General features: G+C 56.3%; 15 protein-coding genes and 1 pseudogene. 6 read left to right on the forward strand and 10 right to left on the reverse strand.

Going from position 1 to position 13,340, the window contains the following annotated elements; translation table 11 throughout:
- Window positions 1–83 precede the first annotated feature (83 nt).
- Entirely contained in the window at window positions 84–1,031 is a 948-nt protein-coding gene (locus ACZ439_RS05870) for an SPL family radical SAM protein (protein WP_141333885.1), read from the forward strand.
- Here the strand turns inward: ACZ439_RS05870 and ACZ439_RS05875 are convergent.
- The 3 genes and pseudogenes from ACZ439_RS05875 to ACZ439_RS05885 all read right to left on the reverse strand — a co-directional run bounded on the left by ACZ439_RS05875 (window position 1,028) and on the right by ACZ439_RS05885 (window position 3,708).
- Window positions 1,028–1,792 (reverse strand): ABC transporter permease, encoded by a 765-nt coding sequence (locus ACZ439_RS05875; RefSeq protein ID WP_127606229.1) that lies wholly within the window; start codon window positions 1,790–1,792, stop codon window positions 1,028–1,030. The two genes, ACZ439_RS05870 and ACZ439_RS05875, sit on opposite strands and share 4 nt — an antisense overlap.
- Before the next feature lie 306 nt (window positions 1,793–2,098).
- A pseudogene (locus ACZ439_RS05880) lies at window positions 2,099–2,569 on the reverse strand (ABC transporter ATP-binding protein); the annotation flags it as partial.
- A gap of 119 nt (window positions 2,570–2,688) precedes the next feature.
- On the reverse strand, window positions 2,689–3,708 hold the full coding sequence (locus tag ACZ439_RS05885; protein ID WP_141333823.1) for an FUSC family protein: 1,020 nt from the start codon (window positions 3,706–3,708) through the stop codon (window positions 2,689–2,691).
- A 22-nt stretch (window positions 3,709–3,730) separates the two neighbouring features.
- Here ACZ439_RS05885 and ACZ439_RS05890 point away from each other — a divergent pair, with 22 nt between their 5' ends.
- Window positions 3,731–3,919, forward strand: coding sequence for a hypothetical protein (locus tag ACZ439_RS05890; RefSeq protein WP_127606235.1), 189 nt, complete (start codon window positions 3,731–3,733; stop codon window positions 3,917–3,919).
- 323 nt (window positions 3,920–4,242) lie between these two features.
- Here the strand turns inward: ACZ439_RS05890 and modB are convergent, their stop codons facing one another.
- Entirely contained in the window at window positions 4,243–4,920 is a 678-nt protein-coding gene (gene modB / locus ACZ439_RS05895; protein WP_372813360.1) for a molybdate ABC transporter permease subunit, read from the reverse strand.
- Between the two features lie 2 nt (window positions 4,921–4,922).
- A complete protein-coding gene (gene modA, locus ACZ439_RS05900) occupies window positions 4,923–5,711 on the reverse strand; it encodes a molybdate ABC transporter substrate-binding protein (protein ID WP_372813359.1) in 789 nt (262 codons plus the stop codon).
- A 181-nt stretch (window positions 5,712–5,892) separates the two neighbouring features.
- On the opposite strand from modA, the gene ACZ439_RS05905 reads away from it, so the two are divergent.
- Together ACZ439_RS05905 and ACZ439_RS05910 are read left to right on the forward strand one after the other, a co-directional pair.
- Window positions 5,893–6,837, forward strand: coding sequence for a helix-turn-helix transcriptional regulator (locus ACZ439_RS05905; RefSeq protein ID WP_141333824.1), 945 nt, complete (start codon window positions 5,893–5,895; stop codon window positions 6,835–6,837).
- A 43-nt stretch (window positions 6,838–6,880) separates the two neighbouring features.
- Window positions 6,881–7,600: an HNH endonuclease gene (locus ACZ439_RS05910; protein WP_244932920.1), complete on the forward strand. Its 720-nt coding sequence runs from the start codon at window positions 6,881–6,883 to the stop codon at window positions 7,598–7,600.
- Window positions 7,601–7,685: 85 nt separating this feature from the next.
- Here ACZ439_RS05910 and ACZ439_RS05915 read toward each other — a convergent pair whose 3' ends face one another.
- From ACZ439_RS05915 to ACZ439_RS05925, 3 genes are all read right to left on the reverse strand, one after another.
- Entirely contained in the window at window positions 7,686–8,189 is a 504-nt protein-coding gene (locus tag ACZ439_RS05915) for a hypothetical protein (RefSeq protein WP_141333825.1), read from the reverse strand.
- A 136-nt stretch (window positions 8,190–8,325) separates the two neighbouring features.
- Window positions 8,326–8,988: a CPBP family intramembrane glutamic endopeptidase gene (locus ACZ439_RS05920; protein ID WP_430105729.1), complete on the reverse strand. Its 663-nt coding sequence runs from the start codon at window positions 8,986–8,988 to the stop codon at window positions 8,326–8,328.
- 95 nt (window positions 8,989–9,083) lie between these two features.
- On the reverse strand, window positions 9,084–9,365 hold the full coding sequence (locus tag ACZ439_RS05925; RefSeq protein ID WP_054797686.1) for a DUF1294 domain-containing protein: 282 nt from the start codon (window positions 9,363–9,365) through the stop codon (window positions 9,084–9,086).
- Window positions 9,366–9,640: 275 nt separating this feature from the next.
- On the opposite strand from ACZ439_RS05925, the gene ACZ439_RS05930 reads away from it, so the two are divergent.
- The gene (locus ACZ439_RS05930; protein WP_164751756.1) at window positions 9,641–9,784 is read left to right on the forward strand and encodes a hypothetical protein; all 144 of its coding nucleotides are present in this window, start codon (window positions 9,641–9,643) and stop codon (window positions 9,782–9,784) included.
- Between the two features lie 89 nt (window positions 9,785–9,873).
- Here ACZ439_RS05930 and pruA read toward each other — a convergent pair whose 3' ends face one another.
- Entirely contained in the window at window positions 9,874–11,439 is a 1,566-nt protein-coding gene (pruA, locus tag ACZ439_RS05935; RefSeq protein WP_127606243.1) for an L-glutamate gamma-semialdehyde dehydrogenase, read from the reverse strand.
- Between the two features lie 277 nt (window positions 11,440–11,716).
- On the opposite strand from pruA, the gene ACZ439_RS05940 reads away from it, so the two are divergent.
- Entirely contained in the window at window positions 11,717–12,889 is a 1,173-nt protein-coding gene (locus tag ACZ439_RS05940) for a MalY/PatB family protein (protein ID WP_054797685.1), read from the forward strand.
- Window positions 12,890–12,972: 83 nt separating this feature from the next.
- On the opposite strand, the gene ACZ439_RS05945 is transcribed toward ACZ439_RS05940, so the two are convergent.
- Window positions 12,973–13,311, reverse strand: a complete 339-nt coding sequence (locus ACZ439_RS05945; RefSeq protein WP_054797684.1) for a hypothetical protein — start codon at window positions 13,309–13,311, stop codon at window positions 12,973–12,975.
- Window positions 13,312–13,340 lie beyond the last annotated feature (29 nt).

Here is a 13,340-nt window from a genome sequence, read left to right on the forward strand (position 1 = left end):
CTTGTTGCAAAGGAAGTAAAGCTGCGATATGATAAAAATAAGAACATGTGTTCTTGTCAATCCTTCCTTTCGAGGTGTACGATATGAGAGCGAACTATGAGCCGATAAACGCGAAGCAGGTTTTGAATCCCGTCAAAAGTCCCTCGATGCCGTTCGACTGGTCGATTAACCCGTACCGCGGATGCCAGCACGGTTGTAGTTTCTGTTATGCCAGGTCAACTCATACATTCCTGGGATTGGATACGGACGATACCTTCCAACGCCATATCTTGTTCAAGCAAAATGCGGCCGCGGCGCTGGAATCGCAGCTGGAACGCATGCTTCGCCAGAAGAACGGACGAAGCCGCATCGGCAAAGTGGCGATCGGGACCGCCACCGATCCTTATCAGCCGCTCGAGAAGAACGAGCAGCTTACGCGCCAATGCCTTGAAGTGTTGGCCGCCTATCATATTCCGGCCAGCATTACAACCCGTTCCCCCCTTGTTTTACGGGATGTGGACCTGCTGCGGAAAATTCCCGGCTGCACCGTGAACGTAAGCGTGAACACGCTGGACAAATCGGTATGGCGCAGCTTCGAGCCGATGTCGCCCGCGCCCGAACCGCGACTGGACACGGTGCGCCGCTTGCGGGAGCATGGCGTGGACGCCGGCGTGTTTCTGGCGCCGATGCTGCCTTGGATCACGGACGGGGCCGAGCAATTGGAGCCGCTCGTCGGGCGCATCGCGCAAAGCGGCGCCACCTTCGTAATGGGCTCCGTCCTCCGCTTGAACACCGCCGCGGTGAAATCATGGTTTTTTCATTCGCTTCGCCTGCATTACGCTCCGCTAGTAAGCCGGTATGCGCAGCTGTATGCAGGCTCGCCGTCGGCGCCGAAGCCATACCGCGAGCAGGTTATGGAACGGCTGGACCGCCTGCTGCAATCGAACGGGCTAACGGCCTATAAACCGCTGTCGGGTCAGCATACTAGTCCGAGCCCTGACAACGCAAAAAACACCGAACAACGTCCGGTGCAGCTGGCTTTCGATATTTAACGATTCGCATCCTCCGTGACCCTAAGCCGGGAGTCGGCGGTAAACCATAACTTATAGCTGATCAGGCTGAGCAGCATCGCTGTCAATGCGGCCGAAGAAGCCAGAATGAACATGATCAGCACCTGGTAGCGCACCGCTTCGATCGGGTCCGCCCCGGCTACGATCATGCCGGTCATCATCCCTGGGAGCTGTACCAGTCCGACGGTTTTCATCCCGTCCACCGTCGGAATCATGCTGGCGCGAACCGCACGCTTCAGCGAGCCTTGAACCGCCTGCCGGGCCGTAGCTCCCAAGGCGAGCAGCGTCTCCATCTCACCGCGCGACGTCTCCATCTCGCGCTTCATTTGACTCAAGAACAAGCCCGATACGATCATCGCGGTGCCGATCGTGATGCCGCTGATCGGGATTATGTATTGGGCAGTCGGTTCAATCATGCGCAGCACGAGCAGCAATCCGATCGTAACCGCTTCAGTGCAGCCGATCGCCGCCGCGATCCGAAGGCGTAAGCCCTTCAGCCGTTTGGCTCGTCCGCCGGCATTCCATGAGGCTACGCCGATCATCATCAGCACGAGCAGCACGATGAGCGCGGGATGCCGCGAATCGAATACGAAGTGCAGCACATAACCGATGGCAAGCAGTTGAACGGCGGAACGAATCGTGCCGATCGCAATTTCTTTCTCCAATCCAAGCTTCTGGCGAATGGATAGAACCATTGTCACCGCCACGAAGATCAAGGTGCAGGCAAGCGCGGCGTTAGACATTCGCTTCATCCTTTCCGGCCGCAGGCCACTCGATGAAGCGACGAGCCGGTTCCGTTTCCGGTTGCCGGAAGAACGACGCCGTATCGCCCTGTTCCAGCAGTGTCCATCGGCCATAAACCAGACGCGATCGCTGACTTGCTTCGCTTGCTCCAAATCGTGCGTGATCCAGACGCAGGCGGTGCCCTCCCGCTCCGACCACGCGTTCAGCCACTGTTCGACGGCGCGTTTGCTGCCGGGATCCAGGGATGCCGTCACTTCGTCCAGCAGCAGCACGTCGGGACGGGCAAGCAGCGTACGAACCAGGGCAGTGCGCTGCTTCTCTCCGCCGGACAGCTCGGACGCCGGCTTGCTCCAGGCGAGAGCTCCGAGGCCTAATGCCTCCATGCACGTGCGGGCAAGCTCCCGGTCAAACGGGGTGCCGTGCAAGCGGCTGACCGTCCGCAGGTTGTCCTCGACGCTTCCGGTCAACATCACGGCCTGCTGCGCAACGTAGCTCACCTTAGCTCTCCATTCCTGCGGCTTCCAATTGTCGGCTGGCTGACCGTGCAGCGATAGACCGCCTTCGTCCATGGCGTCCAGCCGGGCGATGATACGCAGCAGCGTCGTTTTGCCTTGCCCGGACACGCCGAGCAAGGCTACCCGCTGACCGCGATGGACCTCTGCGGTAATCCCTTGAAACAAATAACGGTCGGGAGCTTCGTGCCGGCGTTTGGATAATTGATCGATCGATAAGAAAACAGTCAAAGAAAAGGACCTCCCGATTAAAAGATCCGTCACGATAACATCGATTCGTGATACATACAGATCATTATAGGCGCTTATCTGCGGGAATGCACCAGTTTAGAATAAATCCGCCAAGAGAGAAATCCGGGAACTTTCCTCTTGCCCCTTCACTGTTACGAGCCCCGGTGGTATTGTTCCACCAGCTTGTCGAGCCTGCCGATCTGGTAGCCGTAATCGAAGAGCGACGCAGCCACGATTGCCAAGCGCAAATCCTCGTCCGGGCGCTCCCGGTTCTCCGCCATCATTTCGCGCATAAACCGGTTGCTGTCGGCTTCCACGCGCTCGATTTCCGGCGGCTCGGTTTCCTTCAGCTTTTCATCAAATTTCAGCAGCACATGCTCGTGAAACTTAATGAGCTTCTCCAGATGCCGGTCGAAGGCCTTATCAATCTCCTCGCTCCGGTCGGCCTGAAAATAATGCTGCTCCACTGCCTCGAGCACATCAAGCCCCTTGCGCAGCGTCGCATGCATCTGCTGGTACACGACGAGATCGCGGATTTTGCTGAATTTGGCGCCCTTCAGCTTCTTGTACTCCTCTTCGAGCAGCTTGAATTTGGCCTCGATTCCGCCGAGCGCGTCCTCCAGCTTCCGCTTCTCGTCGCGAAACACGCTCTCCTTCAGCTCGTCGGACACGGCCGTCCGGAGCAGCAGCGAAAGCTTCGCGAACACGCTTTCGATCTGCGCCACGAACTGTTCCCGAGGATTCGGGGGAATGAAGAAAATGTTGATCAGCGATGCCGTTCCGATCCCGATCAATATTTGCAAAAAGCGGTTCAACGCAAACTGCCATTGGCCGGATGCTTCCATGACCGCAATGACCGTGACAAGCGTCAGCCCGACGGTCTCCTCCATTTTCAGCTTTAAGCAAATCATGATGACCAGCACGCACATAAGCCCGATTGCGAACGGGTCTTTCGATAAATACATACCTGCCCCAAGCGCGAGCACCGCGCCCAGCGTATTCGTCTGCAGCTGCTCAAGAAAGTGGCGCCAGGAACGATAAATCGTCGGCTGCATCGCAAAAATGGCTGCCACCGCGGCAATAACCGGCGAAGAGATGTGCAAAAACGAACTGATGTATAAGGAAACGGTTACTGCAATCCCGGTTTTCAGCATACGCGCGCCGAACGTCACGATGATCCCTCCTTGTGAGCTAATGAACCGTCAGTCGAATCCGGAAGCGATCGTCGCCTCATCTGCGGCGTACCGGACCAGCTCTTCCCCAAGTGACGAGGCTATTATCCCGGCTTCAAGCGCGCAATCGCAGGCGCTGCAGCGGAACGTTCCGCCGCCAGACACGACGATGTATGAGGTCGTAGTCGAGAGCAGCTGCGGCCTGACTTGATGGCCGGCCGACGGCTCCAGCGTGCCCGCGGGAGAACGCGGACTGTTCCCCTTTGGCCGGACCCGGTCAGCAGCGAATCGTATTCGATACGTGCGGCAAGCGGGGCGGCTCTCGGTTGCGGCTGCGCTCGAAACTACATCTGTCTCTAGCGATTATACCGGGCTTAAGCCGCTCTAGCAACCGTCAAATCGGCGGCAGCGGCCTGTATCCGCCCTATCCGGATCCTATCCCAATCTATATCGAAAAGGAGGTTCTCCAGATGCGCTTCGGGCACATGCCGACGCCGCGCTGAAGCCATTAAAGGCTTGCCCGGCGGGCCGCCATTAACGTCGGCTGAAACCCGGCCTGCCCGCCGCGTACAGCATCGCAAAGCTGATCGCGATCATGGCGAAACACCAGAGCCAGGCCAAGCCCAGGTTGCCGGCATCGACCGCGAAGTAAATGGCGGTCGGTACGGTTTGCGTGCGGCCCGGGATATTGCCCGCCAGCATGAGCGTCGCGCCGAACTCCCCGAGCCCGCGCGCAAAGCCGAGCACATAACCGGACACGAGCGAACGCCACGCTAAAGGAAGCGTAATAAACCGCAGCACCTGCCGCTCGCTCGCCCCCATCGAACGGGCGGCATCCTGCAGATCGGCGTCGGCCGACTGAAAACCGACCTTCAACGTCTGGTACACGAGCGGGAAGGCGACGACGACGGCGGCGATGACGGCCGCTCCCCAGCTGAACACGATGGACTGTCCGAAGACGTTCTCGAACAGCCGACCGACCGGACTCTGCCGACCGAACACGACGAGCAGTACGAACCCTACGACGGTCGGGGGGAGCACCAGCGGCAGCATGATGAACGTCTCCACGATCGTCCTGCCCCGGAATTTCGCCAGACTCATGCGCCATGCGACCCAAGCGGCCGCGACGAAAACGACGGCGCTGGCGATTAGCGAAACCTTCAGCGACAAGGCCACCGGCTCAAGGAAGGCAGCCCCATTCATCCTGCTCATCGTTATCGTCCCGGCAGGCGGAAGCCGTATTTGACGAAGACAGCCGAAGCCGCTTCAGACTGCAAATACGTGTACAGCCGCTTCGCTTCCTCCGGATGCTTCGACGCTTTCACCAAACCGATCGGATATTCGATCGCGCTATAGCTTTTCGGGTCGATCGTGAACGCCACCTTCGCCTTCGTGGACGCCAGCGCATCGGTTTTATAAACGATTCCGGCCTCCGTGTTGCCCGTCTCCACGTAACTCAGCACTTGCCGGACATCTTTGGCATATACGATCTTCGCCTGAACCGCATCCCACAGCTTCTGATATGTAAGTGCTTCCTTTGCGTAGGCGCCGGCCGGTACCGATTCCGGTTGACCGACCGCAAGCTTTTTCACTGCAGGCTCGGCCAGCTGTTCGAGCGAGGCGAGCGATACGCCGCCGTCCGCCGGAACGACGACGACGAGCTCATTGGTCAGCAGATTCGATTGCCACTTGCCATCGATAAGCCCCTTCTCGAGAAGAGCTGCCATTTGCTTATTCCCGGCGGAAATAAACACGTCGCTCGGCGCCCCCTGCTCGATTTGCTGCTGCAGCGTGCCCGACGCTCCCAAATTAAAAGTCAGCTTGATGTCGGGATTATGGAGCTCAAAGTCGGCTTGAACCTCCTTCAAGCTGTCCGTTAAGCTCGCAGCCGCCGATACGACCAGCTCTACCTGAGGAGCAGGCTTCCCGGCCGTACACCCCGTCATCGTCGCAACCCCAAACAGAATCAAACAAATGAATATCCTTCGCATTAACCCGGTCATCCCCTTCGCGCCCCCATTCTTTTTACTTTCATGTCTCGAATTGTAGCACAACCTAAGTTCTATTTAAATATATTTAGTTATAATTAGTTATGTTTAATTATAATCAACGCGAACATCCCTTCGGCCATCGCTGGAGGGATGTTCTTATTTTCGGTATAATAGCCTTAAGGCGGTGAAGCTGTTGTCCCACGAACTTTCGTATACAACCGAAGACATTGCAAAAATTTTAAAAATATCCAAGCTCACGGTGTACGATCTGATCAAAAAAGGCGAATTGCCCGCGTACCGGGTAGGCCGCCAAATGCGCGTCGACGCCGACGACTTGGAACGATATAAGGCCAGAGCGAAGGGCGGGAACCTGCGTCCGGCCGTCCCTCAGCCCGAGACCGTGCGTCTGGACACGATCCGCGAGACGGCGGGCGTCAGGCCGCTTGTCATTACCGGACAAGACGTGAGCCTCGACATCTTGACGAAGCATATCGAGAAGCGGACGAAATCGTACCGGCCGCTGCGTTCCCATGTCGGAAGCCTGGACAGTCTCATCGCGATGTATCAAGGCCAAGCCGACATCGTCAGCACCCACCTGCTGGATGGAGATACGGGCACGTACAACGTCCCTTATGTCCGCAAGCTGCTGACCGGCCATGCCTACGTCGTCCTCAACCTTGTCGTGCGGGGGGCAGGTTTATATGTGCGCCGCGGTAATCCGAAGCGGATCTTGGGTTGGGCCGATCTCGCAAGAGACGACATCCGGATCGTGAACCGGGAAAAGGGTGCGGGAGCGCGCGTGCTGCTCGACGAGCAGCTGCGGCTGCATGCCCTCTCTTCCCGTGATGTGAACGGTTACGACGACGAGGAGTCGAACCATCTGGGCGTGGCCGGCAAAGTGGCGAGCGGGGAAGCTGACGCCGGTGTCGGCATCGAGCGGGCAGCGTCGATGGTGGGCGTCGATTTCATTCCGCTTATTCAGGAGCGGTATGATCTGGTCATGCTGAAACATCCGCACAATGAGGAATGGATCGGACTGATCACGGAAATTGTCCGTTCGGATGCTTTCAAGAAAGAGCTTCGTTCGATCCAGGGGTACGATCTTACGCATACGGGGACGGTCATGTATGAGTGTTGACCGCTGCAATATGTCGAAACGAACATCAAGTCGAGGTGAACACGTGGATCAAGAGCTGAACCAAGAGCCAACGGAACCGTATACAGATGCGGAGCTCCCGTCTCATAAACGATGCGCGCACTGTCAGGAAATGAAGCCGCTTACCGACTTTTTGCGGCGAACCGGCAGACGTTCCGGCAAATCGTCCCGCCGCGGCGCATGCCGCGCTTGCCGGATGGAACGCAAGCCGCAAAGCGGCGAAACGCCGGGCCAAGAAGCGAGGGCCCGAAAGCGGCCCCGCTCACGCAAGCGGGCCGCCGCCCGGCCAGCGGCTGAGGAGGCGCTTGTTCTTACGCCGAAGCGGCGGATCAGCCGGCCGCTGCCTATCCCGCCGCCAAGGCCCAAAGGACCGGACGTGTCTGTGCTGCGGGTCAACCGCGAAGGCTTCGTCTGGATGCGGGGCCGCACGGATAAAGGCCGCCGCTGGCAGCAGGAAACGGATCTTGAAACGGCGGTAACGCTTGTGCGGGAGTTTGCAGCCGTCGTCGTCAACCGGCATACGATTCGTCGCGTGTATACCAATAGAATGTTCCGCCTTTACATTTTGACGCGCGACCACTACACCTGCCACTTCTGCGGCGAATACGGCGATACGATCGATCATCTGCTCCCCCGTGCCAAAGGCGGTCACACGACGCCCGTCAACTGCGTCTGCGCCTGTCACATCTGCAATCAGGAGAAGGCGGATCGCAGCCTGGATGAGTTTATCGTATCCGAAGATTAGCCATGCCAAAGACCGCCCGGATTCCTTCCATCCCGGACGGTCTTTTCTGCTTGCTAGCGGCGCCGCTCGCCGGTTGCCGACCAGCTTACGCCCCGCTCTTTCTCTTCATCAGGGTCCAAGCCCCCGCGACGATCAACACGATGCCAACGATCGGTCCATTGACCATCCATTGACCGAAGAGAGAACCGACGGCGAATACGGCAAAAAACAGGACCGACAGCACCATCAAAATGTTGATCGGAATCAGCAGCCACTTGTTTCGGCCTCCGAGCCAATAAAACTCGAACAGCCCGATCGCAACCGCTAAAATAAACCCGGGCCACATCGTCCCCCAGCTATCGAACAGCATGGAGATTTGGCACACGATCCCCGCCGTAAACAAAATGCCCCCGGGAATCAAGAGGCCCGCTCCCCGCGGCGCCGTCATCGAGAAATACAGCCAGTGGAAAAACAATCCTAGCGGAATGACGAATAAGCTCGGCCAGAAATAACCGAAAATGTCGCCTGCTCCGAACGTTGCCCCGCGGTTTAGAAACAAGCTGGCTCCCAGCAGAATGAAAACGGCTCCGATGATCGTCCGTTTGTTCATGAGTAGACACTCCTTTATCGCTCCAAGTTCATTACAACCAACTTACCATATCCCGGAACTTGGCGTCCCCCTGCTTGGGTAAGGAAGCCGACTGGACTTTAGTCCAGTATTTGCCGTCTTCTTTGTCGTGCGTATATTACTGCAAATAGATCAAATAAACCGCTACGATACCGCCGTCCGCCAAAGCGTGACTGATGAAGCCTCCGAGCAGCGACCGCTGCTTTCGATACATCCAGCCCCATAATAGACCGGCCATGAACACCAGAAGAACGGCCAGCACATCGCAAGGCCATTCGAACATCGGGACTAACCACAGCAAATGGTACAGGCTGTAGAAAATCGAGGTGAGACCGATCGCCAATCCGGCATGCAGCTTTTTTTCCAGCTTCCGGTACATGTAGCATCTCCAGTAGATTTCTTCCAGGAGCGGATTGACGACGACCAGAATGACGATGTACCAGACCGCGTGCCTGGAGAAGCCCCATGCCTGCAGCAGCGGTTTCAGTTCCGTCACATCAAAGAGAAGAGGCCGCAGCAAGGCCACCGTCATCGGGATGACAACCAGTAAGACGATGCCCAAGATAAGCCCGTATTTCAGATTCTTCTTATGGACCCGGAATCCGAGCTGCTTCAAGTTTTCGGATAACGTACTCTTTTTCTGAAGCAGGCCGTCCGCCAGCGGAATCAGCAGCAGCCACCCGTAAAATAAGGCAAATGTGTAAAGCATGCTGTTCAGTCCTTGCAGCCCTAACAAAATCATCGCCGTCGGCCCGATCATCAGCACAAAGAGACGCATCATCCTTCAACTCCATCCCGTCGTCCTTTTGCGCTTATTGTAACCAATTCCAGCCAGCTCCAACAGGACGAACTTCGGCCGGCATCTCCCCGACCCATTTAGAGCCGCGGATAAAACAACCACTTGAGAAGCAAATACATGCACAGCACGTTGAGAATAAAAATGAAGGGAATGCCTACGGTAAACGATTCATGCTTCGTTTTGTGGCGCCACACCTGCATGGCGATCCACACGCCCGCCGCCCCGCCAAGGAAGGCCCATAGAAACAGCCGTTTTTCCGGCACCCTCCGGCTCTTCCTCTTCGCTTTCATTTTATCGGCTCCCATGACGATAAACCCGATCACATTCACGATCAGCCCATAGATCAGGACCACGTACATTAGCTCCACCGCCTGTTTCCGCTGCCGCCTGCTCTGGCAGCGCTTATCTGTTCCGCCCGGCCGGATCGGTTAATCCCGGCTGCGTTCCGAATCCAACATTCGACATTTTTCCGCCAAATTCCTGCTTTCGCATTTCATTTGCAAAGCCTAAGCGGTACGCCGCAAGCGAGCATACGATAGAGCAAGTCCATGCAGAAAGAAGAAATCCGCCATGTGACCGTCTTGTTGGATCGGCCGGATCGGGCCTTAATTTTAGTAAGCGGGGGTGAGGGATCATGATCAAGCTGGAGCACATCCTGAAAGTGCTTGCCGACGATAAAGACATGAAGAAGATGTTCAACGATATGAGCAAGCTGGAAAAGGACATCGATAAGCTCTTCAAAAGCATGGAAAACTTACAGAAGTCGAATAAGCTATGAACCAGCCGCAACTCGCGCAAGGCCATTCCCAGAGCGGAATCCTCCGCCCTGAGAATGGCCTTGCGCCGGTTTACCCGGCGCCTTCGCCGTTACAGCTTCCGGGAAGTCAGTTTCGCTTGCGTATATAACAAGAGGTAATCGTGCCCTCCCGCCTTCGAATCGGTGCCGGACATATTAAAGCCTCCGAACGGGTGAACGCCGACCAACGCTCCGGTACACTTCCGGTTCACATACATATTGCCGCAATGCATCTCTTCGAGCGCATACGCGATTCGAGCTTCATCCTGCGAGAAATACGACCCGGTCAAGCCGAATTCCGTATCGTTGTACAGCGCAATCGCTTCTTTGTAATCTTTAGCTTTGGCGATGGCCAGCACCGGCCCGAAAATTTCCTCCTGCATAATGCGCGCTCTACCGTCCACATCGGTAAAAACGGTAGGCTCAATGTAATACCCGTTGCCTTGCGCTTTCCCTCCGCCAACGAGCAGCCGTCCTTCCGTCTTTCCAATTTCAATGTACGCCAAAATTTTATCGTAAGCCTGTTGATCGGATACCGGTCCCAACGGATAGTTCAGCTCCGGCAAGCCGACCGTCAGTTTCTCCGTTTGCTCCTTGACCAGCTGCACGATACGGTCGTACACCGACGCCACGGCAATAACCCGTGAGCCGGCCGAACACTTCTGCCCTTGGAATCCGAAGGCCGAAGCTACGATGGCCTTGGCGGCTTCTTCCAGATCCGCCGTTTCATCGACGACGATGCCGTCTTTACCGCCCATTTCCGCGATCACGCGCTTCATCCAAATTTGTCCTTCGTTCGTCTGGGCGGCCAATCGGTTGATCCGAAGTCCGATTTCCTTGGAGCCCGTGAAGCTGATAAACCGCGTCTTCGGATGCGACGTCAAGTAATCGCCGACTTCCGCCCCGCTTCCGGGAATAAAGTTGATGACGCCGTCCGGCAGCCCGACCTCTTCCATCAGCTCCACAAACTTGTGGGCGATGACCGGCGTGACGGATGCCGGCTTCAACAGCACCGTATTGCCGCTGACAACCGCGGCGGCGGTAATGCCTACGCAGATCGCCAGCGGGAAGTTCCAAGGCGGAATGACGATCCCGACGCCAAGCGGGATGTAGGTCAAGCGGTTTTCTTCCCCTGGGAGCTTCGTTAAAGGCCGGTGTGTATGCGTCTCGCTGAGACGGATCATCTCCCTGCCGTAATATTCCATAAAATCGATCGCCTCGGCCGTATCCGCATCGGCTTCGGCCCAGTTTTTCCCGGCTTCGTACACCATCAGCGCGGAAAACTCATGCTTGCGCTCGCGCATCAGCTTCGCCGCCCGGAATAAATAACAGGCCCGGTCGACCGCCGTTGTTTTTTTCCACGTTTCGAACGTGTTCAAGGCCGCGTTCATCGCTTTCTCCGCCAAGTCTTGAGTCGCCTTGCTCACGTGTCCGATCACTTGATCCACATTCCCGGGATTAACGGAAACGATCTTCTGCTCCGTCATTACCTTCTCCGATCCGATCCGGAGCGGATAATCCCGCCCAAGCTCCGCTTTCACTTTAAGAAGCGCCGCTTCCATCGCCTGTTTGTTTTCAGGCCGCGAGAAATCGGTAAACGGTTCGTTTTGAAAGGGGGTTACGGTATATTCGGTCATCGGGCAGTCTCCTTTATGGTTCAGGTTTGGCCGCTAGGTCCAGACGCAGAATTTCGAAGCTTCGACCGCCACGATCGACGAATCGGGCTCCATGATACAGCTATATTCAACAAACCCCCACTCCATGAATGGGAGACCATGCTGCATACGATAAACCGGATCGGGCGGCAGTTCCTGCTCTTCAAGCTCCGTATGAAGCAGCGGCGAAACGCCGGATTCGAACGTACGGTCATTTGATGATATAATCGATCATTATACGAAGCTGAGGTGATCTTAAGTGACTTACGATTTTGACCGCCGTATCGATCGGCGGCATACGCGCTCTTACAAATGGGATCAAAACGATAAACTCTTCGGGGATTCCGACGTTCTTTCCCTATGGGTTGCCGATATGGATTTCTTAAGCCCTCCCGCCGTTCAGGCGGTCTTGGAGAAACGGGCCGCCCTGGGCGTATACGGCTATGCCATTCGGAGCAACAGCTACTTCGATGCCATCGTAAATTGGTTCGAGCGGCGTCACGGCTGGTCGATCGATCCGAAATGGATCTCGGATTCCCCCAGCATCGTCACGACGCTAAGCTTAGCGGTCGAGCTGTTCAGCGAGCCGGGCAGCCAGGTCGTCCTGCAGTCGCCGGTCTATTATCCGTTCTATGACGTTATCCAAGGCAACGGCCGCATCGTAGCCAAAAACCCGCTCGTGCTCCGCAACGGCCGTTACGAGATGGATTACGATCATTTGGAATCGTTGTTCCAGGGGGGCGCGAAGCTGCTGCTCTTATGCAGCCCGCATAATCCGGGAGGCCGCGTATGGGAGCGCGAGGAGCTGCTCCGGCTCGGCGACTTATGCCTGAAGCATGGAGTCACCGTCATTTCCGACGAGATTCACTGCGATTTGGCATTGTCCGGTCACAAGCACATCCCGTTCGCTTCCCTGTCACCCGAGCTCGCGGACATCACGCTTACCGGCTTGGCCGCGACCAAAACGTTTAATTTGCCGGGGCTTCAAACGTCCTATATCGTGGCTTCCAACCCGTCCATGAAGCGAAAGTTCGATCATCGGATCAAAACGCTCAGTCTGCATATGGCCCATCATTTTGCCCAGGACGCGGTGGAAGCTGCTTATAACGAAGGGGAAGCTTGGCTGGATGAAATGCTTGCTTATGTAGAGGGGAATTTATCCTATACGCTCGCCTATTTCAAGGAGCATTTGCCGGAAGCGAAGCCGCTGCGGCCGGACGGCACCTACTTGCTGTGGATCGACTGCCGCGATTTGGGCTTAACCGTCAGCGAGCTGAAAGCCCTAATGTTTAAACAAGCCAAAGTAGCCTTTAGCGAAGGTTCGGTGTTCGGAACGGAAGGCGAAGGCTGGCTTCGCATCAACCTGGCTTGTCCCCGTTCCATCGTGGAGCAGGCGCTGCGTCAGTTCGTCCAAGCGGCTCGAAACCGTTAAGGAAATAGAAAAAAGACCGTCGCCGCACGGTCTTTTTTCTGTTTAGGCTGCAGTAGTCGTATCCCGGCAAGCTCCTGCTGCTTTTAGGGTTCGAGCGGAACCGTGATTTCCAGCTCCTTCAAGTATCCTGGCGGGGTCAGTTCACGGGTGACGAAGGTCAGCTGTTCTTTTTCAGTGAATGCCGGGAATTCCTTGACAAACCTATAATGTACCGGATCCACGGTGATGGAAGGCTTTTGCAGCTGAAGGTACTTGTTCCCGCCGCTGTCTTCGATCCATAATGGATTTGCCTGCTCCTGAGGAATAAGCCCTTCCGTTCTATAGTGAACAAGCGTTTTATCGGGTAAACGTTCCACCTGGGTGATCAATAGATGACCGGCTTCTCCCTGCGATAACGATATCGGCTTTTCTTCTGTGGGCATCTGGTCTAAAGGCACCTTCGATTCTGTTA

It is taken from the genome of Paenibacillus sp. JCM 9796, from assembly GCF_055379675.1.